Here is a 25,037-nt window from a genome sequence, read left to right on the forward strand (position 1 = left end):
CCGCCGGGCCCCCGCCCTCGCGCCCCGGAAGGAGGAACGCCGCGTGGTGACCGACCAGCGCGCCCCCCTGCGCCCGTTCGCCGCCTACCCCTCGTCGGACGGTGCCGAGGAGCCCGACCTCCACGTCGTCGAGCCCTTCGGTCCGGGCGGGGACACGACGCTCACGGGCGCCGCCCGCCCGGTCGCCCGGCACGGCGCGGGCCTGCCCGCGGTGCGCCCCACCGAGGACCAGGCCCAGCACGCCCGGCGCCGCGCCGGGACCACCGTGCTCGACATCGTGCCCGACGCCCCGCAGGCGCTGCCCGTGCTCAGCACGAGCCTGATCCGCCGGCACGGGGACACCCCCGAGCCGGAGAAGCGCCGCGAGCTGCTCTCCGCCGCCGAGACCGTGCCCCTGCCGGCGTCGGCGCGCCGGCGGCGCCGCACCGGCACCGACACGGTCCCCGTCTCCCGCCCGGAGACGACGACGATCGGACCGCTCCCGGCTCCCGGCAAGAGCTCCGACCGGATGCAGCGGGGCGCCTACCCGTCCACCCGGGCGCAGGGGGCCCGGCCCGGCGGGCGCGCCCGGCTGCGCTCCATCCTGCAGGGGGAGGCCGCCCCGACCGCCCCCATGCGCGTGGTGGAACGGCTCAACGCCTCGCCCTTCGCCAATCTGCGTCGGTTCGGGGAGTCCACCAGCCGGCAGGCCCGGCGCACCCTGAACTTCGCGCTGCGGCTCGCGGAGACCATGTTCCACTACGGCGCCGACGCCCTCGACGTCGAGAACGCCATCATCGCCGTGTGCGCCACCTACGGGGTCGAGAACGTCGAGGTGGACATCACCAACCAGGCCGTGACGATCAACTACATCGCCGACGACCAGCCGGACGGCGGGGACACCCGGACCCGCGAGGACGTCTTCAACGACCCGGACACGAACAGCCACACGGTCATGCGGGTCGTGCGCTCCTGGACGGACAACTACGCGGGGCTGGCCGAGACGCACCAGCTGGTCGCGGACATCACGGGCGGGGAGATGCCCCGCGGGGAGGCGGAGCGGCGCCTGGAGGCGATCAACGCCAAGCCCAAGCCCTATCCGCGGTGGATGGTGCGGGCCGCCACGGCCGCCGCGGCGATGACCATCACCGTCGGCATCGGCGGGGGAGTGCTGGGTGCGCTCGTGGCCGGTCTGTCCTCGGTCGTCAACCAGGCCGTGGCGCACCGGCTGGGCGTCTGGCGGATCCCCGAGTTCTTCACCATGGCTGCCCAGTCGGGGATCCTCACCACGATGGCCCTGCTGATGTCCTGGGCCGGTGTCGACCTGTCCCCGGCACGGGTCATCGCGGGCGGGATCATCCTGCTCCTGCCCACCACCCGCATGGTCTCCACCATGCAGGACGCGATCAACGGGTTCCCCGTCACGGCGGCCGGGCGGCTGCTCTCCACGTCCATGGCGTTCCTCGGCATCGTGGCCGGCATCGCCGGTGGCATCTCCGTGGCCGGCTACGCCGGCATGCCCCGGGTCGACGTCTCGCAGAGCGCCTTCGACCCGGTGGGCCCGCTGACCAACTCCGTGTTCATGCTGATCGCCACCGGGCTCATCGCTGTCACGATGCAGGCCAAGCCCCGTCACGTGCTCTCGACCGTGGTCGCCGCCCTCGGCGGTCTCGTGGTCTACCACACCGGCGTGGCCGCCGGCCTGGGCTCCCGCCTGGACACGGCGCTCGCGGCGATCACCAGCGGGTGCGTGGCGACCGTGCTGGCGGCCCGGCACCGGATTCCCCAGCTGGTCCTGGCGATCCCCGCGATGACCTTCCTGCTGCCCGGGCTGTCCATCTTCCGCGGCATGTACACCATCACCGTGGAGACGGACACCTACGGCCCCGGGATCGTGGGGCTCGTCAACGCGATGGCCTCCATCGTGGCCCTGGCCTCCGGAGTGGTGCTCGGCAAGTACCTCATGCGGCCCTTCGTGGGGCACCTCAACGGCACCAGTTCCCGGCGCAACCGGCGCCGCTGACACGCTGACCAGTGTCAGCACCGTAGGGCGCTGTGGGCCGGGCCGGCACCGTGGTGGGCTGTGGGCCGGGGCATCGCCGGGGTGGATCGTCGGTGCGGCTCAGAACGGGGGCGGGTCGTCGTCCTGCCGGACCCCGTGGGGGCGGACCTGGTGAGGTCGGGCGCCGGAGGGCACGGTCCTGCGGGATGTCCACAGGACCGCAGCCGGTGACGGCTCGTCCGGTGCCTGCTCTGCCGGGGGCCGGCCGTCGACGGGCAGGTCGTCGGCGATCCGCAGCGGCGAGAGCACGGGGTGGTGGTGCTGCTGGGGGTAGGTCACGTGGACGCGTCCGGCCGGTGAGGTCCATTCCAGGACGCCCTCCGGGGACTCCCGGCGGCGGTGCCGGACCCGCCAGCGCCCGAGCGGGCCGTCCCGGTGCTTGAGGACGTGGTGGTGGCGGCACAGATGGGCGAGGTTGTCCGCGGCGGTCGGCCCGCCCTCGACCCAGGCCACGGTGTGGTCGAGGTCGCAGCGCTCGGCACGGCGCCGGCATCCGGGGAACCGGCAGGTGCCGTCCCTCGCTCGCAGCCGGCGCTTGAGATCGGCCGGTACGGCGTACGTGGTGCGGTCGTGGTCCAGGACAGTGCCGGTGACCGGATGTGTCAGAACCCTCGACCAGGACCCGGCGCCGGCGGCGATCTGCTCGGCCACGCTCACCGGGATCGGCCCGTACCCGGCCAGCTCCGCGCAGCCAGGGCTCCCAGCAGGCCCGCCGCCGGTCGTTCCGCCGGCGCTGCGTGATCGGCCGGGGAGCCCGTCTCCGTCGGGTGATCGGCCGGGGACCGCGTCCCCGTCGGGTGATCCTCCGGGAAGCCCGTCTCCGTCGGGCGACCGGCCGGAGGATCCGCGGCCGGGAGTCTGTGCGCTGTGCTCCAGCAGCGAGAGCACGGGAACGGTGACCGTGACCTGCCCGCGGATCCCGCGCAGGTGCTCCGGCATGCAGGAGGGCTCGCCGTCCAGCAGCAGTGCGGCGAGCACGTCCGCGCGCAGCTGCCCTGCCGTGCGCGGCCCGTCCTCCCAGCAGCTCCGGTCGTCGTCCGGGCCCCGGCCCTCGGCGACGCCCTGGCCGCCACACGCGGACCCGGCCAAGTCCGACGGCGGGCTGTGCGGATCCACACGGGCGGCGATGGACGCGAGACGGGCGTGGACCGCGTGGGCGGTGGCCGCGTCCAGGAGCGCGCACAGCCGCGCCATGCCGTCCTCCTCGGGTTCTATCCACACCCTGCGCCCCCGGCGGGCCAGCCGGTGACGGTCCTCCTGGGACCCGGCCAGCAGCCAGGCCCGCCGCCTCCGGGCCAGCGCCCGGAGCTGCGACGCGGTGGCCGTCGGGGCCTTCTCCAGCAGCTCGTCCACGACACGGGACACGGCCTCGCCGAGCGGCCGCTGCTCGGGCGGCCGACCGGTCACACCCACCAGGTCCCGCCACAGGTCCACGATCACCTCGGTCTGGCGCGGGGCGATCGCCCCGGACTCGAGAGCCTGCAGGACCCGGGGCAGGCTCTCGGCGAGCAGGACCGCGTTCTCCACCCGGCGCACCGCCGTACCCGCCGGCAGCCGCAGCGCCGGGCCGATCTCGTCGGCCACGTCCAGCACCGTGCGCTTCTCCGGTTCCGGGACGTGCTGCCCACGACTGCGGGCTCGCTCGTTCGACCAGCGTGCCCGGGCCGCCCGTTGCCGATCGTGCGCCTGCTCCTGCAGCTGCCACATCCGGTGGATCACCCGCAGCTGCCGGCCCGCAGCCCGTGCCTCCGCCCGGGCGTCCTCGACCAGCTCCGTCACAGCACCGGCGTACTCACGGTCGGCAACGGCCGTGTCCTCCCCGAGGACCTCCTCCGGGCTCCGCGGCCGGCCGGCGGTAGTGGTCATGTCTCATGATCCCCACCGGGTCCGACACCACAAGGGCGGTGCGGAGCCGGAGCCCGTGGCCCGGACCGTGACCATGCCCTGGGGCGGGGAGGAGCGGCCGTGAGACGCGGAGGGACGGCACGGCTCCCGGGCGCGTCCGAGAACCGGTGCCCGATCTCGGGACGAGCAGCTCAGCGCCGCGCAGTCCGAAGGATCACCGCTCGCGGGTCCGGCTCAGAGGATCTGGCCGACCGGCAGCTTCTTCTCCGCCTGGAACACGTCCTCGGTGCGGCCCCTCGCCCAGTAGCCGGACAGCGAGACCTGGTCCCGCTCCAGCCGACGGCGCGTGAACAGCTCCTCGCGCAGGGCCTTCATGACCTCCCGCTCGCCGTGGGCGAAGACCTGGACCCCTTCCGGGTCGGTGGGCCACCCGGCCTCGCGAACGGCCCGCACCAGGGCAGGGTCCTCTCCGGGACCGCTGTCCGCCCGGAACACCCAGCGCACCGCCATCCCGGCCGGGGCGGACACCGGTTGGACGTCGGAGGGCGTGTCCACCTCCAGCAGCACCTCTCCCTGCGCGGAGGCCGGGAGGGTCTCCAGGACGGCGAGGGCGGCGGGGATCGCGGCGTCGTCGGCGGCGATCAGGGTCCACGCGGCGTCCGGGGCGGGCGTCCACCTGCCCCCGGGGCCGAGGGCGATGATGCGGTCCCCGGGCTCGGCGCGGGCCGCCCACGGGCCGGCAAAGCCGTCGTCACCGTGCAGCACGAAGTCCATCCACAGCTCGTGCCGCTCCGGCACGTACCGGCGGATGGTGAGGTGGCGGGTGACGGGCTGCCGGTCGCCCGGCAGGGTCTCCTTGAGCTCCCAGTAGTCGGGGTTCCGGCCGGGCTCCGTCCCCAGCCGCGACGAGCCTGTGGTCTCGACGTCAGGAGCGTCCGTGCCGGGGATCGAAGTCCCGGGGAGCGCGGTGCCGGCTTCGCCCGTGCCGGGCCGGAGGAAGACGAGCTTCACGTACTTCTCGGGCGGGACGATGTCCGCGTAGCGCTCGGGCTCGTCGATGCCCAGGACCACCCGGACCATCGACGGGGACAGCAGCTCGCGGGAGCGCACCGTCAGGTTCAGCTGCGGCTTGCGGGGTCTGGCGGGCCGGGCCCCGGAGGTCGTCGTCATGCCGCCCACCCTAACGGAGGCCTCCTGGTGTCACAGCCGCCAGTCGACGGGCTCCGCGCCCTGCTGCTCGAGGAGCTGGTTCGTGCGGGAGAACGGCCGGGACCCGAAGAAGCCCCGGGACGCGGACAGCGGGGACGGGTGCGCGGACTCGACCGTGGGGAAGCCGTCCAGCCACGCGGCAGTGCTCCGCGCGTCCCGGCCCCACAGGATGGCCACCAGCGGGGTCCCGCGGCCGGCGAGGGCCTTGATGGCGCGCTCCGTGACCGTTTCCCAGCCCTTGCCCCGGTGGGAGGCCGGGGCCCCCTCGCGCACGGTGAGGACCCTGTTCAGGAGCATCACGCCCTGCCGGGACCACGCGGAGAGGTCCCCGTGCTCCGGCGGGTCGACGCCGAGGTCGTCCCGCAGCTCCTTGTAGATGTTCTGCAGGGAGCGGGGCACTGGACGCACGTGGGGCTGCACGGAGAAGGACAGGCCCATGGCGTGGCCGGGAGTGGGGTAGGGGTCCTGCCCGACGACCAGCACCCTGACCTGCTCGAGCGGCTCCTGGAACGCCCGCAGGACCGCCGGGCCCTCCGGGAGCGTGCGGTGCCCGTCGGCGTGCTCCTCGCGCAGGAACTGCCCCATCCGCCGGATCTGCGGTTCCACCGGGGCCAGGGCCTCCGCCCAGTCGGGGGCCATGATCCTGTCCAGGGGCTGGGGCTCGCTCACGGTGCTCCTCGGTGCGGGTGCGGGGTCGATGCGGGTGCGAAAACGGGTGCGCCGTGCACCACTCTAGGCCGGTGCCGTGCCGTCCCCTCTAGGCCGGTGCCGTGCCGTCCCCGGCGCGGGCGTGCTCCGTGGGGTCGGGACCGGCGTGCCGACGGCGCAGCGCGCGGCCCTCCTCGACGAGCTCCTGCTCCTTCGCCTGCATCCGCCGCACGCCCCGGAGGTCCCGCGGCGGCAGCCGCAGGTTCTCCTCGGCCTCGATCCCGGCCTGGAGCTGGCGTCCGCGCTCGATCTCGGCGTTGAGCTCGGCGCCCGCGAGCAGCACGATGTTCATGATCCAGATCCACAGCAGCAGGACGATCACTCCGCCGATGGCACCGTAGGTGGCGTTGTAGTCGTTGACGTTGGACACGTAGAAGCTGAACCCTGTGGTCGCAGCGCTCATGACCAGGATGGCGACCACCGAGCCGATGCTGAGCCACCGGAACCTCGGCTGCCGGATGTTCGGGGTGGCGTAGTAGAGCAGGGCGATCACGAAGACGAGCAGCAGCAGCAGGGCCGGGATCCGGGCGGCCTGCCAGAGCCGGAGCGCCGCCTCGCCGAGGCCGATCAGCCCGCCGAGCCGCTCGGCGACCGGCCCGGAGAGCAGCAGGAGCAGCATCATGCCCACCACCAGGACCACCAGGGACAGCGTCACCGCGATCATCAGGGGGTAGAGCTTCCAGACGGGGCGGCCCTCCTCGACCTCGTAGATCCGGTTCATGGACCGACCGAAGGCCCGCACGTAGCCCGAGGCCGTCCACAGGGCGCCGACCAGACCGGTGGCCAGTGCCAGGCCCGCGGACGGGAAGCCGGTGAGCTCGCCGATCGGCCCCTCGAGCACGGCCACGGCCCCCTCCGGGACCCCGAACTCGTCGAGCAGGCGCAGCAGGGTCCTGGTGGTCGCCTCGGCCTGACCGACGACGCCGAGCATCGACACCACCGTGAGCAGCCCCGGGAAGATGGACAGCACGGCGAAGAACGTCATCACCGCCGCCGAGTCAGTGCACTCGTCGCGGCGGAACTCGTGCACGGTCCGGCGCAGGATGTAGCTCCACGAGGGTCTCGTGATCTGTGCCGGCGACGAGGGCTTCTCCGCGCTGTCCGGGTCCGCCCCGGGATCTCCCGCGGCGTGGGGGTCGGCTGCCATGGGGCTCCTCCGTGTGGTCGGCTGCGGGCCAGGATACCGGGGCCGCCACCGCCCCGGCCCGTTCCGTCCGGGGCGGGCGGGACCGGCGGCGGACTGGCTAGAGTGGGCGCATGAGCGCTTCCTCCACCGAGACCCGACCCCTCGCCGTCGTCACCGGGGCCACCGGAGGCATCGGCCGCGCGTGCGTGGTGGACCTCGCCCGCGACCACGACGTCCTGGCCCTGGGCCGGGACGCCGGCCGGCTGGCCGAGCTCTCCGGCCTCCCGCACGTCACCGTCCGCGCCGCCGACCTGACCGACGTCGCGGCCCTGCCGTCCGTGGTGGCCGGCCTGGACCGGGTCGACGTCCTGGTGCACTCGGCGGCCGTGGCCGGGCGCACCACGGTGGAGGCCGCCTCCGTGGCGGACTGGCGGGCCCAGCTCGAGCTCAACGTGGTGGTCCCCGCGGAGCTGACCCGGCTCCTGCTGCCGGCCCTGCGAGCGGCCCGGGGGAAGGTCGTGTTCCTCAACTCCGGCTCGGGGCTCAACGCCCGCGCCGGGGACGCCGTCTACGCGGCCTCGAAGTTCGCCCTGCGCGCGCTCGCCGACTCGCTCCGCCAGGAGGTCGAGGCCGACGGCGTCGTGGTCAGCTCGGTGCACCCCGGCCCGGTCGACACGCAGATGCAGCGGGACATCCAGGCGGGCCTGGGCCACGAGTACGTCCCGGAGCGCTACCTCCGGCCGGAGTCCGTGGCCGCGGCGGTGCGCGCCGTCGTGGACGCGGGCGAGGACGCGCAGCTGACCACCCTCTCCCTGCGGCCGCGGGCCGAGTCGCGGTGACCGGCGAGGACGCGATGCCCGACGACGCGGTGCCCGCGGACGCCCGGGCCGACGACGCCGCCGTTCCCGGCGCGGAGCCGGTGCCCGATGGGGAGGCCGCCCCCGGCCGGGAAGAGCCCGGGGAGGGGGCCGGTCTGGACGCCGTGGACCGCGAGATCCTGTCGCTCGAGAACCTGCAGTGGAAGTACCAGGGGGCGAAGGAGATGGAGATCCGCCGCCGCCTGAACCTCTCGCCCACCCACTACTACCAGCGGCTCAACGTCCTGATCGACACCCGCGCCGCCCTCGAGCACGACCCGATGCTCGTGGCCAGGTTGCGCCGGCAGCGAGGAGACCACGGATGACCCAGTACCCGCACGACGAGTTCGACGACGTCCCCGAGGACGGGCCCCGCCAGGGCGCCCACCGCGGTGTCCGGCCGACCGTCCGCGTGGGCGCCCGGGAGCTCACCGCCATCGTCCTGGCCGGGGTGCTGACCCTCGGCGTCGGGGTGTTCTCGTTCCTCAACGCCCCGGGCGAGGCCGCCCCGGCGCCGGGCGCCACGTCCACGGGGTCCTGAGCCGGCCCGGTCCTCGAGGCGTCCCCCATCGGGCACCGGTCCCGGAGCCCGACCGCTCCGACGCCGTTCACCACGACGTCGTCCACCACGACGTCGTCCACCCCTGACGCCACCGGAAGGAACCACCGTGCAGATCGAAGGAAGCCGCGTCCGCGTGCGCGACTGGACCGAGGAGGACCTCGTCGACTACGAGGCGTGGATCATGCCGCCCGCCGGCGGCGGCGAGCACGAGTGGCAGCGCACGGACGGCCCGTTCTACCCGAACTTCACCGCCGAGGGCGCCCAGCGCTGGCTCGGCACCCTCCGGGAGCACGTGACGGCCGGGGACTGGCCGGATCCGCGCGAGACGATGGTGATCGCCGACGCCGCCGACGACCGGTTCATCGGGCAGGTGTCCTGGTACTGGTCGGAGAAGCCCACCGAGGACCCCGGTGACGGCACGCACCTGCTGCCGCTGCGCTCCCTGGGCATCACCGTGTACTCCCCGGAGCACTGGAGCGGCGGCTACGGCACCGAGGCGATGCGCCTGTGGATCGACTACCTCTTCGCCCACTCCGACTCCCACCGCCTCGACCTGGAGACGTGGAGCGGCAACGCGGGCATGTGCCGCGTGGCGGTGAAGCTGGGCTTCACCGAGGAGGCCAGGATCCGCCGGGCCCGCAGGGTCGGCGGCGAGTACTACGACCGGATGGTCTACGGCGTCCTGCGCGAGGAGTGGCAGGGCTGAGCGGAATCGGCTCAGGGGTTTGCACTCTCCGGGGACGAGTGCCAAGATTGCGATTAGCACTCAGTCGTGTGGACTGCTAATGGCTCGGTCCCCGGCCCGACCCGGGCAGCCACCGGCACAGGAGTGACACCTCAACCACCACGGTGAGGTGCCGCACGGCGTCGGGAAGAGTCCGCCGTCGTGCGCGCCGTCCGTCGCGGGCACCGTGGAGGTCGACCGTTTGTCTACCGTCCAGGAGGGACGAAGTCACATGGCAAAGATGATTGCTTTCGACGAAGAGGCACGCCGCGGACTCGAGCGGGGCCTGAACACCCTGGCCGACGCCGTCAAGGTCACCCTCGGCCCGCGCGGCCGCAACGTGGTCCTCGAGAAGGCCTGGGGCGCCCCCACGATCACCAACGACGGCGTGTCCATCGCCAAGGAGATCGAGCTCGACGAGCCGTTCGAGAAGATCGGCGCCGAGCTCGTCAAGGAGGTCGCCAAGAAGACCGACGACATCGCCGGCGACGGCACCACCACCGCCACCGTGCTCGCCCAGGCGCTCGTCAAGGAGGGCCTGCGCAACGTGGCCGCCGGCGCCGACCCGCTGAGCCTCAAGCGCGGCATCGAGAAGGCCGTCGCCGCGGTCACCGAGGAGCTGCTGGCCTCCGCCAAGGAGGTCGAGACCGAGGAGCAGATCGCCGCCACGGCGTCGATCTCCGCCGGCGACCCCGAGATCGGCCGCCTCATCGCCCAGGCGATGGAGAAGGTCGGCAAGGAGGGCGTGATCACGGTCGAGGAGTCCAACACCTTCGGGCTGGACCTCGAGCTGACCGAGGGCATGCGCTTCGACAAGGGCTACCTCTCGGGCTACTTCGTCACCGACGCCGATCGCCAGGAGGCCGTCCTCGAGGATCCCTACATCCTCGTGGTCAACTCCAAGATCTCCGCGGTCAAGGACCTGGTCCCCGTGCTCGAGAAGGTCATGCAGGCCGGCAAGCCGCTGCTGATCATCGCCGAGGACGTCGAGGGCGAGGCCCTGGCGCTGCTGGTGCTAAACAAGATGCGCGGCTCCATCAAGTCCGTGGCCGTCAAGGCCCCCGGCTTCGGCGACCGCCGCAAGGCGCAGCTGGCCGACATCGCCATCCTCACCGGTGGCCAGGTCATCACCGAGGAGGTCGGGCTCTCCCTCGAGACCGCCACCGTGGACCTGCTGGGCCAGGCCCGCAAGGTCGTCGTGACGAAGGACGAGACCACCATCGTCGACGGCGCCGGCACCGCCGAGGAGATCGAGGGCCGCGTGGCCCAGATCCGCGCCGAGATCAACAACTCGGACTCGGACTACGACCGCGAGAAGCTGCAGGAGCGCCTGGCCAAGCTGGCCGGCGGCGTGGCCGTCCTCAAGGCCGGTGCCGCCACCGAGGTCGAGCTCAAGGAGCGCAAGCACCGCATCGAGGACGCCGTGCGCAACGCCAAGGCCGCCGTGGAGGAGGGCATCGTCGCCGGCGGCGGCGTGGCCCTGATCCAGGCCGGCCAGAAGGCGTTCGACAAGCTGCAGCTCACCGGCGACGAGGCCACCGGCGCGAACATCGTGAAGGTCGCCATCGACGCCCCGCTGAAGCAGATCGCGATCAACTCCGGCCTCGAGGCCGGCGTGGTCGTGGACAAGGTCCGCGGTCTGGCCCAGGGCCACGGCCTCAACGCCGCCACCGGCGAGTACGAGGACCTGATGGCCGCCGGCATCAACGACCCGGTCAAGGTGACCCGGTCCGCGCTGCAGAACGCGGCGTCCATCGCCGGGCTGTTCCTCACCACCGAGGCCGTCGTCGCCGACAAGCCGGAGCCCGCGGGCGCCGGCGCCGGTGCCGACGACGGCATGGGCGGCATGGGCGGCATGATGTGATCGACGGCTGACCCGTCGAGCGTGCCCAGCACGCATCCGGCACGGGCCGGGCACCTCGCGGAGGTGCCCGGCCCGTCGTCGTCCCGCACCTGGTGCCGCAGGGCCGGAAGTGGTGTTCAATCGTGAGCACCAGCTGCCGGAGGAGGTGCCGTGGACGTCGTCGTGTGGGACGCGGTCCCCGTCCAGGTCTCGCTCGTGCTGATCGCCTTCGGGCTCACCTCGCTGGTGGGCCTCGAACGGCGGCTGCGGCGCAAGAGCGCCGGACTGCGCACGCACGCCCTGGTCGGCACCGGGTCGGCGGTGTTCACCCTCGTGTCCGCCTACGGCTTCGGTGTCCTGCCCGGCATCGACGCCGGTCCCGACCCCTCCCGCGTGGCGGCCCAGATCATCACGGGCATCGGCTTCCTGGGCGCGGGCGTGATCTTCACGAACCGGGACGTGGTGCACGGCCTGACGACGGCCGCGAGCATCTGGCTCTCCGCGGCCATCGGGATGGCCTGCGGGGCCGGGCTCGTGCCGCTCGCCGTCGTCGCCACGGGCCTGCACTTCGTCTCCGCGATCCTGCTGACCCCGCTCTCCCGCCGCCTGCCCGGGATGGTGGCCCCGCAGGGACTCCGGCTGCGCTACGAGGACGGGCACGGCGTGCTGCGGGAGGTCCTGACGGTGGTCGACGAGCTGCAGCTGAGCGCCTCCGTGGTCTCGAGCCGGACGGTCGAGGGGTCCGAGGGCACCGAGGTGGAGCTGCTCCTGCGGCTCGAGGGCAAGACGGACCTGCGCACGGCGGCCGTGCAGCTGTCGAGGGTCGCCGGGGTGCGCGACGTCGCCCAGCAGCAGCTCGATCAGGAGCCCGGCGACTGAGCCGGGGGCGCACAGGACCCGTGGCGCACGGCGTCCGGGCGCCGTGAAAAGATGAGTGCCATGACGATCACTGCTGCCGCCGACGGCTCCGCGCTGGGCAATCCCGGTCCCGCGGGATGGGCCTGGTACATCGACGACAACACCTGGCGGGCCGGCGGGTGGCCGCACGGCACCAACAACATGGGCGAGCTCAAGGCCGTCCTGGACCTGCTCGAGGCCACGGCCCACCGCCCCGACGAGCCCCTGCGGGTGCTGTGCGACAGCCAGTACGTCATCAACTCGATCACGAAGTGGATGCCCGGCTGGAAGAAGAAGGGCTGGAAGAAGAGGGACGGCAAGCCCGTCCTCAACGTGGAGCTCATGAAGGCCCTGGACGCCGCGATGGCGGGCCGCGACGTGCGCTTCGAGTGGGTCAAGGGCCACGCCGGCCACGAGCTCAACGAGGCCGCCGACGTCCGTGCCCGGGCCGTGGCCACCGCGTTCCAGACCGGTCGCCCCGCGCCCGAGGGACCCGGGTTCGACGGCGCCGCCCGGCACCCGGACGGAGCGGGCACCCGGACCTCGGCCCGGGAGCTGCTGGACGCCCCGGAGCCGGTGGACGCCGCGCCGCTGGTGGAGGCCCCAGGGCCGGGGGAGGACACGGATCCCGGCGCGTTCGAGGACCGGCACGACCCCGATCTGCTGAGCGAGCTGCTCGCCCACGAGGAGGAGCTCGCCCGCGGCCGCACGGCGGGGGAGACCGTCCAGGAACTCGAGCGGGACCTGCTCCGCCCGGAGGTCAGGGCGGACCCGGGCCGGCTGGGCCAGCTGCTGCACGAGGCCTTCGCCGAGGTCGGTGCCTCGGGGTCGTGGCGCTCCCGGGCGGACGTCCTCGACCGGCTGCCCCGCGAACCCGGGCTCGGCGCGGTGGACGTGCACGTGCTGGAGGCCACCGAGCTCGGCCCCGCGGCCGTGCACCTTGTCTACCGGCTCACGGCGGGGGACCGCACGAGCCTGCGCAGCTCCCTGTGGGTCCGGGAGGACTCCCGCAACGAGCTGGGGCCCTGGCAGCTGCGCTTCCACCAGGGCACCGACGAGTCCTGACGGGCCCGCTCACACCTCCGGGGCGTCGTCGGCGGGCTCGATGCCCGGCACGCGCACGGTCATCGTCGCCCCGCCGCCGGGGGTCTCGGTGAGCCGCACCGTGCCGTCGTGCTGCTGGACGATCGCGGCCACGATGGACAGCCCCAGCCCCGTCCCGCCGGTCTCGCGCGTGCGGGAGGAGTCGGCCCGGTAGAAGCGCTCGAAGACGCGCTCCGCGTCCTCGCCCTGGATGCCCGGGCCGTGGTCGCGCACCTGCAGGACGGCGTTGAAGGAGTCGTCGACCGAGCGCTCCACGCCCACCGCGATCTCGATCGGCGTGCCCTCCGGGGTGTAGCGCAGGGCGTTGGTCACGAGGTTCGCCACGACCTGGCGCAGCCGGAACTCGTCGCCGTGCACCCATGCCGAGACCGGGCCCCCGCCCCCCAGGCCGCCGACCTCGATCCGCCGGTCGGGGGCGGAGGCGCGGGCGTCCCCTGCCGCGTCGAACGCGAGGTGGAGCAGGTCCACGTCGACGTTCTCCGCGGGCCGCCGCTCGTCGAGGCGCGCGAGCATCAGCAGGTCCTCCACGAGCTGCGTCATCCGCTTCGCCTCCGACTCGATCCGGGACATCGCCCCGGCCACGTCCTCGGGCTCCTGCAGGGCGCCGTGCCGGTAGAGCTCCGAGTAGCCCCGGATGGTCACCAGGGGCGTGCGCAGCTCGTGGGAGGCGTCGGCCACGAACCGCCGGAGCTTGGTCTCGGACCGCGTGCGGGCGTCGAAGGCGTCCTCGATGTGGCCGAGCATCGCGTTGAGCGACGCCGAGAGCTGGCCGATCTCGGTCTGCCGGTTGTAGCCCTCCATGCGCTGGGAGAGGTCGCCCTCGGCGATCCGGGCGGCGGTCTGCTCCACCCGGTGCAGGGGCGCGAACGCCCGGGTGACCAGGATCCAGCCGACCGCCATGGCCGCGAACAGGGTCGCCACCCCGAAGCTCAGCGTCAGGAGGGTCACCGCGCTGAGCATCGCGTTCATGTCGTCGAGCGGCTCGGCGACCGCCACCACGAGGTTCAGCCGTTCCGTCTCGGCCGCGACCACCCGCCACCGGCGGTCCGGGGCGTCCACGGAGCCCACGGTCGTCGGCTCGAAGGGGTTCTCCCGCACGTGCTCGAGGTCGACCTGCGACAGGTCCGGCCGCCGCTCGAGCACGCCCTCCGGGGTGTGCACCGCCTCGGCGAGGGTCTCGCCGTCGGCGTCGAGCAGGAACCCGGCGTGCGGCACCTGGACGCCCTGCGCCCCGCCCATGTCGGCGACCAGCACGGTGGAGACCGGCCGGACGGAGTCCCGCAGCCCGCGGTCGATGTCGTTCAGGAGCGAGGTGCGCAGCACCGAGATCGCCACGAAGCTCGTCACCAGGATGGACAGCGCCAGGAGCAGGCCCGTGAGCACCATGAGCTGCGAGCGCAGCGATGCCGAGCGCCACCGGGAGGACAGGGTGTGCATCCCGGGGCCGGGTCAGTGGTTCTTGTGCTGGGAGCGCAGGAGGTAGCCGACGCCGCGCTTGGTGTGGATCAGCGGGGGCAGCTCGGGGTCGTTGTCGATCTTCCGGCGCAGGTAGGAGATGTAGGACTCCACGATCGAGGCGTCCCCGTTGAAGTCGTACTCCCACACGTGGTCGAGGATCTGCGCCTTGGACAGCACGCGGTTCGGGTTGAGCATGAGGTAGCGCAGCAGCTTGAACTCGGTGGGGGACAGGTCGATCTCCCGCTCTCCCCGGAACACCTCGTGCGCGTCGTCGTCGAGGACCAGGTCGTCCACGCGCAGCCGGGAGTCGTCCTCCTCGGCGGGCTGCGTGCGGCGCAGGACCGCGCGGATGCGGGCGACGACCTCGTCGAGGCTGAAGGGCTTGGTGACGTAGTCGTCGCCGCCCACGGTCAGACCGGTGACCTTGTCCTCGGTCTCGTCCTTCGCCGTGAGGAAGAGGATGGGGAAGTGCTGCCCGGACGCGCGCAGCTTGCGGGTCACGGTGAAGCCGTCCATGTCCGGGAGCATGACGTCGAGCACCGCGAGGTCCGGGTTCTCGGACTCCGCCTTGGCCAGGGCGTCACGGCCGTTGGCGGCGGTGACCACCTCGAAGCCGGCGAAGCGCAGGGACGTGGCCAGCAGCTCGAGGATGTTGGGCTCGTCGTCGACGACGAGCAGTTTCGCTTCGGGGTTGTCGTTCTTCACGCCGCCCATTTTCTCGGAACACCCTGAACGCCGCCTGAACGGCGCTCACCGGTCCTCGGGGAGTTCGCCGGGGGCCTCGACGGCGGCGGCGTCGACGATCCGGTAGGCGTAGCCCTGCTCCGCGAGGAAGCGGCGGCGCCGGGCCGCGTAGTCGGCGTCCACGGTGTCGCGGGCCACCACGGTGTAGAAGGTCGCCGGGCGGCCGTCGTGCTTGGGCCGCAGCAGTCGGCCCAGGCGCTGCGCCTCCTCCTGGCGGGAGCCGAAGGCCCCCGAGACCTGCACCGCGACCGAGGCCTCCGGCAGGTCCACCGAGAAGTTCGCGACCTTGGAGACCACGAGCACCGGCAGCTCCCCGGCCCGGAACGCGGCGAAGAGCTTCTCCCGCCGGGCCGTGCCGGTGCTGCCGTTGAGCACCGGGGCGGCCAGCAGCGCGCCCAGCTCGTCGAGCTGGTCCAGGAACTGCCCGATCACGAGCACCGGCTCCCCGCGGTGGCGGGCCACGAGCCGGGCCACGACGTCGAGCTTGTGCGCGGAGGACGAGGCGAGGCGGTGCCGGTCGGCGTCCTCCGCGGAGGCGTAGGCCATCCGGTCCGCGAGGGGCAGCTCCACCCGGACCTCGACGCAGTCGGCGGGGGCGATGTGGCCCTGGGCCTCGATCTCCCGCCACGGCGCGTCGTAGCGCTTCGGGCCGATGAGGGAGAACACCTCGCCCTCGCGGTGGTCCTCGCGCACCAGGGTGGCCGTCAGGCCCAGCCGGCGCCGCGCCTGCAGCTCGGCGGTCATCCGGAACACGGGGGCGGGCAGCAGGTGCACCTCGTCGTAGACGATCAGCCCCCAGTCGTGCCCGTCGAGCAGCTCGAGGTGCGGGTGGATCCCGCCGCGGCGCGCCGTCAGCACCTGGTAGGTGGCGATCGTCACCGGACGGACCTCCTTGACGGCTCCGGAGTACTCGCCGATCTCGTCCTCCGTCAGGGTGGTCCGGCGCAGCAGCTCGGCCTTCCACTGCCGCGCCGAGACCGTGCTCGTGACCAGGACGAGCGTCGTCGTCGAGCTCGCGGCCATCACCCCGGCACCCACCAGCGTCTTGCCGGCGCCGCACGGCAGGACGACGACGCCGCTGCCGCCCGCCCAGAAGTTCTCCACCGCGTGGCGCTGGTAGGGGCGCAGGGCCCAGGCCTCGCCCGTCACGGGGTCCGTCTCCGTCAGGGCGACGGGGTGGGGCGTGCCGTCCACGTAGCCGGCCCGGTCCTCCGCCGGCCACCCCACGGTGAGCAGCAGCTGCTTGAGCTGGCCGCGGGCGCTCGCGTGCACCACCGTGGTGGCGCCGTCGATGCGGGGACCGAGCAGCGGGGCGATCTTCCGGTGCCGGGCGATCTCCTCCAGGACGGGGGCGTCGTGGCAGCGCAGCACGAGCCCGTGCACCGGGTCCTGCTCGAGCACCAGGCGGCCGTAGCGGGACATCGTCTCGTCGATGTCCAGGAGCAGGGCGTGGGGGACCGGGAAGCGGGAGCGGGTGAGGAGGACGTCGAGCACCTGCTCGGCGTCCAGCCCGGCGGCCCGGGCGTTCCACAGGCCCAGCGGGGTGATGCGGTAGGTGTGCACGTGCTCCGGGGCGCGCTCGAGCTCCGCGAAGGCCGCGAGCTCCCGCCGGGCGTCGTCGGCGTCCTCGTGGTCGAGCTCGAGCAGCACGGTCCGGTCGCTCTGGACGATCAGGGGTCCCACGGGGTGGCTCCTCCGCTGTCGGTCGGGTCGTCGATCAGGTCCTCGGCCGGGTCGTCCGGCGGGCGCCGCGCGCGGTCCCGGCCGGTGAGCCGGTCCACCAGGTCCTCGATCTCCTCCGCGGAGGGGACGGGCAGGCGCGGGGTGGGCACCTCGAGCAGCAGGGTCGGGTCCGCGGCGGGGGCCTGCGGCGCGGACTCCGCGGGGGCGACGTCGAGGGCCGGCTCCGTGCCGGTGGCCCGGACGGCCGCCGCGAGCTCCCGGAGCCCGCTCTCCCGGCCGGCGGGTCCCCGGCGCCGGCCGGGGGCCTCCTCCCCGGCGTCGACCACGAGCACGCCGGGGGCGGGCCGGCGCAGCCGCCGCCCCGCGAGGTCCGGGGAGCCGGCGAGCGCCTCCAGCAGCTCCTCCTCGCCGGTGAGCACCCAGTCCGCCCGGGTGATCCGGATCCGCCCGTGGCCCCGGCCGGCCTCCTCGACCAGGTAGGCCAGGGCCTGGGGCACCGGGCCCCGGCCGTGCTCCTCGAGCCAGGCCAGGATCGAGGGCGGGGTCCAGCCGGCGTCGAGCGCCCGGTGCAGGGAGCGCTCGCTGAAGCGGTGCCGCGGGACCGGCCCGTGGCCCTCCGGCTCCGCGAGCCGGTCGAGGGCGCGCGCCACGTCCGGGGCGAGGTGGCCCGTGGCCGTCGCCGTGAGGTCGCTCTGCAGCAGCACCGTCCGCGAGGGCGCGGGCAGCCACCCGGCCACGGAGCGGACGGCGTCCTCGGGCCGGTCCTCCGCGAGCGCCCGGCCGGGCTCGGTCAGGGCGTCGGCGCCCACCAGGCCGAGTTCGGCGGCCTCCGTCAGCATCCCCGGGCCCCACCGGTCCAGGGCGCGGGCCAGGCGCGGGCGCCGCCAGCGGGCGAGCGCCAGCACGTCCTCGGGGCCGTGGCCCCCCGGCGCCCGCTCGGCGAGCTCGGCGTGGGCGGCCAGCAGCGCCCGGCGCACCACCGGGGCCTCCGGGGCGTGGGTGCCGCGGGTGAGGACCCCGACGACCGTGCCGTCCGCGAGGGGCAGGCCCACCGCGGAGGGGACGACGTCGGAGGCCAGCCACGACCGGACCACGTGCCACCACTGGCCGGCGCGCTCGGCGTCCTCGAAGGGCGCCGGCGCGGGACGCCAGGCCGAGGTGTCCGGGTCCAGCCGCACGAGCCCGGCCAGTTCGCCCAGACCGAGGAGCCGGACGAGCTCGGAGTGCTCGATCCCGAGGGCGGAGCGCAGCCGGCGCAGCTCGCGCACGCCGATCCCGCCCGCCCGCAGGGTGGTCAGCGGGCGGGCCCGCAGCTCGGCGCGCAGGGCCGCGGTCCGGCGCAGCAGCTGCTCGACCGCCGCCGCGGCGGCGTTGTCCCGCAGCCGGTCGGGCACCCGGAGGGCCGGCCCGACCGGCGGCTCCGGGGAGGTCGCGGCCCATGGGTCGGGCCCGCGCAGGAGCAGCCCGACCTCCCTCGGGAGCTCCACGTGGCGGGAGTCCACGGGGAGGAGGATGCCGTGGGCCAGGAGCCAGTCGACGGGCCGGGCGCCGGCGTCGACGGCCGGGTCGACACGGCGCAGGGCGTCCGGCAGAGCACCCACGGGACGGGAGCGGAACCGTTCGAGGACCTCCCGCGCGGGGGCGGGCCACTGCGCGAGGTCCTCGGCGGTGCGCGGCAGGGCCGCGGCCCCCGCCGCGTCCGGCGCCCCGCCGCGCAGCCGGGCGGCGAGGGCGGCGAGCACCGGCCGCGGACGGCCCAGGCCCGCCGGATAGCGGCCGAGGGCCTCCGCCAGGCCGGGCACGAGCCGGAGCGCGTCGTCGTCCCGGTGGACCAGGCCCAGACGGTGCAGCCGGTCCCAGGGCGGGCCGGCCAGCAGCCGCGCGGCGGGATCCTCCGGCGGGCCCAGCAGCACGGCGCGCTCGACGGCGTCCAGCTCGGGCCGGGAGAGGGCGTCGAGGGCCCGGCGCAGCCCCGCCCGGGACAGCAGGGCCTCGGCGAGGTCCTCGAGGGACTCCGTGCCCGGGCGCGCGGCGTCGGGCCGGGCCGCGAGCAGCTCGCCCAGCTCGGCGGGGGAGCGGGACGCGAGATCCCGGAGCAGCCCGTCCGGGAGCACGGATCAGGCCCGGCGGCGGCGCAGCAGGGAGCGCACGAGGACCGCGCAGAACAGCAGGAAGGCCACCGGGAACGCGAACCACGGCACCACCGTGAGCCCGTCCCAGGGGTCCGCTCCGACGGCCGTGAGCACGAGCAGCAGGGCGAGGCACACGGCGCACACCAGGCCGAGCACCACCGCGGAGACGCCGAGGACGTCGATCCCGGGGCGTCGGGCAGTGCGGGGCGCGGGCGCACGGTCGTCGGAGACAGGCATGGCTCCAGGGTACCGAGCGCAACGGTGTGCCGCTGACCGCGCCCCGGCGGTCCCCGCCCCCGGAGCAGGGCTAGAATGGGAGGTTCCACAGGGTGGCTCGGCGGCAGGGACCGACGGGCCGCCCCTCCACGAACACGAGGACGAGGGAGACAGCGTGCCCACCGGCAAGGTCAAGTGGTTCGATGCGAAGAAGGGCTTCGGCTTCCTGGCGGCCGACGACGGCCAGGAAGTGTTCCTGCCCTCCTCGGCGCTGCCCTCCGGTGCCACCACGGTGAAGCCGGGCACGCGGATGGAGTTCGGGGTGGCCCAGGGTCGGCGCGGCGCGCAGGCGCTCTCCGTCCGGATCCTCGACCGGACCCCGTCGGTCGCGAAGAACGTCCGCAAGCCCGCCGACGAGATGGCGGTCATCACCGAGGACCTCATCAAGCTCCTGGACGAGATGTCCAACGGGCTGCACCGGGGCCGCTACCCGGACTCCGCGCACGGGAAGAAGATCGCCGCCATCCTGCGCACGGTGGCCGACAACCTGGACGTCTGAGGCCGCCGCGCCGTTGCCGTCCACCGATCCCGAGCAACCACCCGCCGGCCCCCGCCGGCACCCACCCGAGGGAGACCAGCAGTGACCGAGGAGACCGTCCAGGACGCGCCCGCCGAGGCCGTGCCGCCGGCGCCCGAGCAGGCGGCACCGGTGGCGGCGGCGCCCCGCCGTCGCCGGGCCCCGAAGCAGGACCCCCTGCTCGTGGCCGACGTCGCCACGGCTCGCGCCGGGGTGGAGCAGATCGCGGAGCCCTCGCAGATCGGCGGCGGTCACCGGGTGACGGTGGAGGAGGACCGGCTGGTCGTCCACCACTTCGAGTGCACCCTGCCCGGGTACCGGGGCTGGAACTGGTTCGCGAGCCTGGCCCGCGCCCCGCGCAGCAAGGCGGTGACGGTCTGCGAGGTCGGCCTGCTGCCGGGGGAGGATGCCCTGCTGGCGCCCGAGTGGGTCCCGTGGTCCGCCCGCGTCAGCGCCGAGGAGAAGGCCCAGGAGGAGCAGGACCGGGCCGAGGACGAGGCCGGGGAGACCGCGGCGGCCGGCGGGCCCGAGGGCTCCGGCGGCGCCCCCGACGGCGAGCCGGCGTCCGGTGACCGGGCCGAGGACACGCCGGTCCCGCCGCAGGAGGGCGAGGAGCTCTGACCGTCCCGCCGGGGACCGCGAGGACGGACGAGGCCCCGGAGCCCGCGCGCGGGATGTTCCGGTCCTTCCGGTTCCGCAACTACCGGCTGTGGTTCCTGGGCGCGCTCGTGTCCAACATCGGCACGTGGATGCAGCGCACGGCCCAGTCGTGGCTGGTCTTCGACGAGCTCTCGGACCACGACGCCACCGCCATGGGCGTGGTGACGGCCCTGCAGTTCCTGCCCCAGCTCTTCCTCGCGCCCTGGGCCGGCGTGCTCGCGGACCGGCTCGACCGGCGGCGCCTGCTGCTGTGGACCCAGACGGCCATGGCGGTGCTGGCGGCCGGCCTGGGGGCGCTGGTCCTGGCCGACGCGGCCACCCTGTGGCACGTCTACGGCTTCGCCCTCGCCCTGGGCGTCGTCTCCACCCTCGACGCCCCCGTGCGCCAGACCTTCGTCTCGGAGATGGTCGACGACGCATACCTCTCCAACGCCGTGGCCCTGAACGCGACCTCGTTCAACGCCGCACGGATGATCGGGCCCGCCGTGGCCGGCGTGCTCGTGGCCGCCATCGGCTCGGGCTGGGTGTTCCTCCTCAACACGCTGACCTTCGGCGCGATGCTCGCCGCCGTCCTGGCGATCCGCGCCGACGAGCTGCGCGGGATGCCGCGCTCCGGCCGGGGGCGGGGCCAGATCCGGGAGGGGCTGGCCTATGTGGCCGGCCGCCCCGACATCGTGGCGGTGCTGGTCACCATCTTCCTCATCGGCACCTTCGGGCTGAACTTCGCGGTCTTCCTGGCCGCCATGGCCGGACCCGAGTTCGGCCGGGGCTCGGAGACCTTCGGGCTGCTCAACTCGGTGCTCGCGGTCGGCACGGTGGCCGGGGCCCTGCTCTCGGCCCGGCGCCGCAGCGCCCGGCTGCGCTACGTCTACGGGGGCAGCGCCGTCTTCGCCCTCAGTTGCCTGGGCGCGGCGACGGCGCCCACCCTGCCGCTGTTCGCGCTGTGGCTGGTCCCCTGCGGGCTGTCCTCCCTGACCATCATGACCACCGCCAACGCGTACGTGCAGTCCACCACCTCGCCGGTGATGCGCGGACGCGTCATGAGCCTCTACATGGCCATCTTCATGGGCGGCACCCCGATCGGGGCGCCGGTCGTCGGCTGGATCACCGACGCCCTCGGGGCGCGCTGGGGCATGGGGGTCGCCGTGGCGGCGGGACTCGGCGGGGCCCTGGTGGGCTTCGTCGTCTGGCTGCGGCTGCGCGCGGAGCGCTCCGCGCCCGAGAACTCCGGCTAGCGCCCGGCTCCTCCGCGGAGCTGCTCGACGACGTGGTCCACGCAGGCCAGCAGCCGGGCGACGTCGTCGGGCTCGATGGAGACGAACGTGGCGATCCGCAGCTGGTTGCGCCCCAGCTTGCGGTAGGGCTCGACGTCGACCACGCCGTGGGCGCGCAGGACCGCCGCGACGGCGGCCGCGTCCACGGCGGCGTCGAAGTCCACGGTGGTGATCACGGTGGAGCGGTCCTCGGGGCGGGCCACGAACGGGGACGCGAAGGACGAGGCCTCGGCCCACCCGTAGACCAGGTCCGAGGAGGCCTTCGTGCGGGCCGCGGCCCAGGTCATGCCGCCCTGGTCGTTGAGCCAGCGGACCTGCTCGTCGAGCATCACCAGCGTGGCCAGGGCCGGGGTGTTGTAGGTCTGGTTCTTCCGGGAGTTCTCCAGCGCCGTGGTCAGCTGCAGGAAGTCGGGGATCCACCGCCCGGAGGCGCCGATCCGCTCGATCCGCTCGATCGCCGCGGGGGAGAACGCGCCCAGCCACAGTCCGCCGTCCGAGCCGAAGTTCTTCTGCGGGGAGAAGTAGTAGACGTCCGCCGCGGCCACCTCCGCGGCCATCCCCCCGGCGGCCGAGGTCGCGTCCACCAGCACCAGCGCGTCGTCCGCGATCCCGGAGGGCCGGTGCACGGGCGCGGCGACACCGGTGGAGGTCTCGTTCTGGGGCCACGCGTAGACGTCCACGCCCTCCTCCGCCCGGGCGTCCGGGCGGGTGCCGGGGGCGGACTCCACGATCGAGGAGGGCTCCAGGAACGGTGCGCCGTCGGTGGCCTGGGCGAACTTCGCGCCGAACTCCCCGAACACCAGGTGCTGGGCCCTCCGCTCGACCAGCCCGAACGCGGCGGCGTCCCAGAACGCGGTGGCCCCGCCCAGGCCCAGGAGCACCTCGTGGCCGGAGGGCAGGCCGAGGAACTGCGCGAGGCCCTCCCGCACCGAGCCCACGAGCTCCTGCACCGGCGCCTGGCGGTGGGAAGTGCCGAGCAGGCCGGCCCCGGCGCGCGACACGGCCTCGACCTGTGCCGGACGGATCTTGGAGGGGCCGGCGCCGAAGCGGCCGTCGGCGGGCAGCAGGTGCTGGGGGATGGTGACGTGTGCGGGCAACGGGCGCTCCCTCGTGGGTGACGTGCGGCGGGTGGTGCGCGACGGGCACGGCCGCCGCGGAGGCCGCTCGCGCCGTTCGCGACTCGGCCCATTCTGCCCCACCCGCGGACGGCGGGCCCCGCGGGCGCCTCCTCCCTCCGGGCGGCCGGAGGGCTCGCGCACTAAGCTCGTGCGGGAAGACCGGACCGGGCGGGATCCCCGGGCCGGGACGGCCGGACGAAGGATGACTGAGGCATGAGCGACCTGATCGACACCACGGAGATGTACCTGCGGACCGTCCTCGAGCTCGAGGAGGAGGGGATCACGCCGATGCGGGCACGGATCGTCGAGCGCCTCGACCACTCCGGGCCCACGGTCTCGCAGACGGTGTCCAGGATGGAGCGGGACGGGCTGCTGACGGTGGGCCAGGACCGGTCGCTGCTGCTCACCCCTGCCGGCCGTGAGCGTGCGGTGCAGGTGATGCGCAAGCACCGGCTGGCGGAGCGGCTGCTCGCCGACGTCATCGGCCTGGACCTCGCCCAGGTGCACGACGAGGCGTGCCGGTGGGAGCACGTGATGAGCGAGCAGGTCGAGCGGCGGCTCGTGGACCTGCTGCACAGCCCCCGGTACTCGCCGTACGGCACGCCGATCCCCGGTCTGGCCGCCCTCGGGGTCGAGGAGAGCCCCGCAGCGGCGCACCCCTCCCTGCTCGACGCCGCCCGCCACGACCCGGACGGGGCGCACACCGTGGCGCTGCTGCCGGAGGTGGTCCAGGCGGACGCGGACCTCCTGGGCGTGCTGAGCGACGTGGGAGTGCTCACCGGGGCGGAGGTCACGGCCCGGGTGGACGGTCAGATCGTGCGCATCGAGGTGGCGGCCACGGGGCGGTCCGCGGAGATCGACCTGCGCACCGCCGCGGCCATCCGCGTCCTCGCTCCCTGAGGCGCCGCCGTCTCCCGGAGCGGGGCGGCGAACGGTTCTTCCCGGGTGTGGGGACGTTCACAAGCCACTTTCGGCCAGTCCGGCCCGAGCCGGACCCCGGAGGCGCGGCTTCCCTGGTGACAGGCGGATTCCCAGGGCGCTCGAAGACACTGCACAGCTCGTCACAGGTGCGAATTGATTCGACTTTTCCTCTCAATAGCTACTCATTGAGACCCGCAGCGTTGTCCGGCTGTTATCTGTCGTGATCAAAACGTGACACTTCCGTAATCTGTCATGTACTGTTCAACGCGTGCCGATCACTGGTCGGATCGGCGCCCTCGGAGCACATCGCCGAATTCTGCCGGTGCCCGTGGCCTCTACACAGAAACTGCTTGGCAGAAGCGGGGGAACCACTTTCGGTCCCGGTGATCCGGGTCCTTGGGGTTAAGTCGTCAGAGCGCGTGCGTTCTGCGGCCGGGTGTCTCCCACCCGAATCCGACAGCTCACCTCGTAGGCAAAGGGAGGAACTCAACCATGTCGCTTTTCACGCTGAACGCTGCCCGCCACCGTGCCGAGACCACCTCGCACGTCGTGCGCAACACCACCATCGCCGCCGCTGCCGGCGCCGCGATGATCGGCTCCGTCGCCCCGGCCCAGGCCTTCGCCCAGGCTCCCGTCGAGACCGGCGCGGCCTACTCGGCCCCGGCCTCCGCCTCGCTGGCCGAGTACTCCTCGTACACCTACCAGGCCCCGGTCGCCGCGCAGCCCGCCGCTCCCGCCTACGAGGCCCCGGCCCCGGCCCCGCAGCAGACCGCCGCCACCTCGAGCGTCACCCCGCAGTCCACCGCCACCACCGAGATCGCCCCGGCCGCCGGCGGCGTCGTGGGCACCGCGATGTCCGCGCAGGGTGCGGGCTACGTCTACGGCGGCACCGCCTACGGCGCCTGGGACTGCTCCGGCTTCACCCAGTGGGTCTTCGCCCAGAACGGCATCGACCTGCCCCGGACCACCTGGTCCCAGTTCGCGGCGGGCACCCCCACCGCCACCCCGCAGCCCGGTGACCTCGTCTCGCAGAACGGCGGCGCCCACGTGGGCATCTACATCGGCGGCGGCAAGATGATCTCCGCCCTCAACCCGACCCAGGGCACCCAGGTCCACTCCGTCAACGCCATGCAGCTGGACGGCTACTACACCTTCTGATCCGGTCCGCCGCCCGCGACGACCCCGCTCGTCGCGGGCGGCACCCGATCACCCCCCCCCCCCCCCACGCCGCACGCCGAGAACCGCTCTCCCGGTTCCCGGCGGTGCCTGCTGTCCGACCGGACGGCGCCCCCCTCCTCCGCTCGCCGGCCGTCGTTCCCGATCCCGGAACGCACCCCT

The 25,037-nt window shown here is 74.0% G+C and carries 23 protein-coding genes and 1 riboswitch; of the genes, 13 read left to right on the forward strand and 10 right to left on the reverse strand.

Annotation, left to right across the window (positions count from 1 at the left end):
- The first annotated feature begins 43 nt into the window (after positions 1-43).
- Entirely contained in the window at positions 44-2,002 is a 1,959-nt protein-coding gene (locus CK505_RS08700) for a threonine/serine exporter ThrE family protein (protein ID WP_095650829.1), read from the forward strand.
- A 99-nt stretch (positions 2,003-2,101) separates the two neighbouring features.
- Here CK505_RS08700 and CK505_RS08705 read toward each other — a convergent pair whose 3' ends face one another.
- The 4 genes from CK505_RS08705 to CK505_RS08720 all read right to left on the reverse strand — a co-directional run bounded on the left by CK505_RS08705 (position 2,102) and on the right by CK505_RS08720 (position 6,950).
- On the reverse strand, positions 2,102-3,907 hold the full coding sequence (locus CK505_RS08705) for an HNH endonuclease signature motif containing protein (RefSeq protein WP_095650830.1): 1,806 nt from the start codon (positions 3,905-3,907) through the stop codon (positions 2,102-2,104).
- 213 nt (positions 3,908-4,120) lie between these two features.
- Positions 4,121-5,056 carry a siderophore-interacting protein gene (locus tag CK505_RS08710; protein ID WP_095650863.1) on the reverse strand — a complete coding sequence of 312 codons (936 nt, stop codon included), beginning with the start codon at positions 5,054-5,056 and terminating at the stop codon, positions 4,121-4,123.
- 30 nt (positions 5,057-5,086) lie between these two features.
- Positions 5,087-5,764, reverse strand: a complete 678-nt coding sequence (locus tag CK505_RS08715) for a uracil-DNA glycosylase (protein WP_095650831.1) — start codon at positions 5,762-5,764, stop codon at positions 5,087-5,089.
- An 88-nt stretch (positions 5,765-5,852) separates the two neighbouring features.
- The gene (locus CK505_RS08720; RefSeq protein WP_095650832.1) at positions 5,853-6,950 is read right to left on the reverse strand and encodes a YihY/virulence factor BrkB family protein; all 1,098 of its coding nucleotides are present in this window, start codon (positions 6,948-6,950) and stop codon (positions 5,853-5,855) included.
- Between the two features lie 110 nt (positions 6,951-7,060).
- Between CK505_RS08720 and CK505_RS08725 the strand changes: the two genes are divergently transcribed.
- The 7 genes from CK505_RS08725 (at position 7,061) to CK505_RS08755 (ending at position 12,877) form a co-directional block, all read left to right on the forward strand.
- Positions 7,061-7,768, forward strand: a complete 708-nt coding sequence (locus tag CK505_RS08725; protein ID WP_017832753.1) for an SDR family oxidoreductase — start codon at positions 7,061-7,063, stop codon at positions 7,766-7,768.
- A gap of 14 nt (positions 7,769-7,782) precedes the next feature.
- A complete protein-coding gene (locus CK505_RS08730) occupies positions 7,783-8,112 on the forward strand; it encodes a DUF3263 domain-containing protein (protein WP_095650864.1) in 330 nt (109 codons plus the stop codon).
- The gene (locus CK505_RS08735; protein ID WP_017832751.1) at positions 8,109-8,327 is read left to right on the forward strand and encodes a hypothetical protein; all 219 of its coding nucleotides are present in this window, start codon (positions 8,109-8,111) and stop codon (positions 8,325-8,327) included. The genes CK505_RS08730 and CK505_RS08735 overlap by 4 nt, the downstream gene beginning before the upstream one ends.
- 127 nt (positions 8,328-8,454) lie before the next feature.
- A complete protein-coding gene (locus CK505_RS08740; protein ID WP_095650833.1) occupies positions 8,455-9,054 on the forward strand; it encodes a GNAT family N-acetyltransferase in 600 nt (199 codons plus the stop codon).
- Between the two features lie 250 nt (positions 9,055-9,304).
- The gene (gene groL, locus CK505_RS08745; RefSeq protein ID WP_035926880.1) at positions 9,305-10,936 is read left to right on the forward strand and encodes a chaperonin GroEL; all 1,632 of its coding nucleotides are present in this window, start codon (positions 9,305-9,307) and stop codon (positions 10,934-10,936) included.
- 150 nt (positions 10,937-11,086) lie between these two features.
- A complete protein-coding gene (locus CK505_RS08750) occupies positions 11,087-11,794 on the forward strand; it encodes an MgtC/SapB family protein (protein WP_232035338.1) in 708 nt (235 codons plus the stop codon).
- Positions 11,795-11,854: 60 nt separating this feature from the next.
- Positions 11,855-12,877, forward strand: coding sequence for an RNase H family protein (locus CK505_RS08755; RefSeq protein ID WP_095650834.1), 1,023 nt, complete (start codon positions 11,855-11,857; stop codon positions 12,875-12,877).
- A 9-nt stretch (positions 12,878-12,886) separates the two neighbouring features.
- Here the strand turns inward: CK505_RS08755 and CK505_RS08760 are convergent, their stop codons facing one another.
- Genes CK505_RS08760 through CK505_RS08780 form a run of 5 tightly spaced genes read right to left on the reverse strand, consistent with a single transcriptional unit; the run spans position 12,887 to position 19,170 of the window.
- A complete protein-coding gene (locus CK505_RS08760; RefSeq protein ID WP_017832746.1) occupies positions 12,887-14,353 on the reverse strand; it encodes a cell wall metabolism sensor histidine kinase WalK in 1,467 nt (488 codons plus the stop codon).
- A gap of 12 nt (positions 14,354-14,365) precedes the next feature.
- Positions 14,366-15,088, reverse strand: coding sequence for a response regulator transcription factor (locus tag CK505_RS08765; protein ID WP_017832745.1), 723 nt, complete (start codon positions 15,086-15,088; stop codon positions 14,366-14,368).
- 36 nt (positions 15,089-15,124) lie between these two features.
- Entirely contained in the window at positions 15,125-16,801 is a 1,677-nt protein-coding gene (locus CK505_RS08770; RefSeq protein ID WP_017832744.1) for a DNA repair helicase XPB, read from the reverse strand.
- Positions 16,789-18,915, reverse strand: a complete 2,127-nt coding sequence (locus CK505_RS08775) for a helicase-associated domain-containing protein (protein WP_095650835.1) — start codon at positions 18,913-18,915, stop codon at positions 16,789-16,791. The genes CK505_RS08770 and CK505_RS08775 overlap by 13 nt, the downstream gene beginning before the upstream one ends.
- Before the next feature lie 3 nt (positions 18,916-18,918).
- Positions 18,919-19,170 (reverse strand): hypothetical protein, encoded by a 252-nt coding sequence (locus CK505_RS08780; RefSeq protein WP_081615734.1) that lies wholly within the window; start codon positions 19,168-19,170, stop codon positions 18,919-18,921.
- A gap of 154 nt (positions 19,171-19,324) precedes the next feature.
- Here CK505_RS08780 and CK505_RS08785 point away from each other — a divergent pair, with 154 nt between their 5' ends.
- The 3 genes from CK505_RS08785 to CK505_RS08795 all read left to right on the forward strand — a co-directional run bounded on the left by CK505_RS08785 (position 19,325) and on the right by CK505_RS08795 (position 21,621).
- A complete protein-coding gene (locus CK505_RS08785; RefSeq protein WP_017832742.1) occupies positions 19,325-19,708 on the forward strand; it encodes a cold-shock protein in 384 nt (127 codons plus the stop codon).
- A gap of 81 nt (positions 19,709-19,789) precedes the next feature.
- Positions 19,790-20,347: a DUF3027 domain-containing protein gene (locus CK505_RS08790; RefSeq protein ID WP_017832741.1), complete on the forward strand. Its 558-nt coding sequence runs from the start codon at positions 19,790-19,792 to the stop codon at positions 20,345-20,347.
- 53 nt (positions 20,348-20,400) lie between these two features.
- Positions 20,401-21,621 (forward strand): MFS transporter, encoded by a 1,221-nt coding sequence (locus CK505_RS08795; protein ID WP_017832740.1) that lies wholly within the window; start codon positions 20,401-20,403, stop codon positions 21,619-21,621.
- Here CK505_RS08795 and serC read toward each other — a convergent pair.
- Entirely contained in the window at positions 21,618-22,757 is a 1,140-nt protein-coding gene (serC, locus tag CK505_RS08800; RefSeq protein WP_017832739.1) for a phosphoserine transaminase, read from the reverse strand. The two genes, CK505_RS08795 and serC, sit on opposite strands and share 4 nt — an antisense overlap.
- A gap of 234 nt (positions 22,758-22,991) precedes the next feature.
- Between serC and CK505_RS08805 the strand changes: the two genes are divergently transcribed.
- The gene (locus tag CK505_RS08805) at positions 22,992-23,678 is read left to right on the forward strand and encodes a metal-dependent transcriptional regulator (protein WP_095650836.1); all 687 of its coding nucleotides are present in this window, start codon (positions 22,992-22,994) and stop codon (positions 23,676-23,678) included.
- A 318-nt stretch (positions 23,679-23,996) separates the two neighbouring features.
- Positions 23,997-24,186, forward strand: a riboswitch (cyclic di-AMP (ydaO/yuaA leader).
- 5 nt (positions 24,187-24,191) lie between these two features.
- The gene (locus CK505_RS08810) at positions 24,192-24,857 is read left to right on the forward strand and encodes a C40 family peptidase (RefSeq protein WP_095650837.1); all 666 of its coding nucleotides are present in this window, start codon (positions 24,192-24,194) and stop codon (positions 24,855-24,857) included.
- Positions 24,858-25,037 lie beyond the last annotated feature (180 nt).

Origin of the sequence: Kocuria sp. WN036 (assembly GCF_002287015.1) — a bacterium.
GTDB classification, from domain to species: Bacteria; Actinomycetota; Actinomycetes; order Actinomycetales; family Micrococcaceae; genus Kocuria; species Kocuria rosea.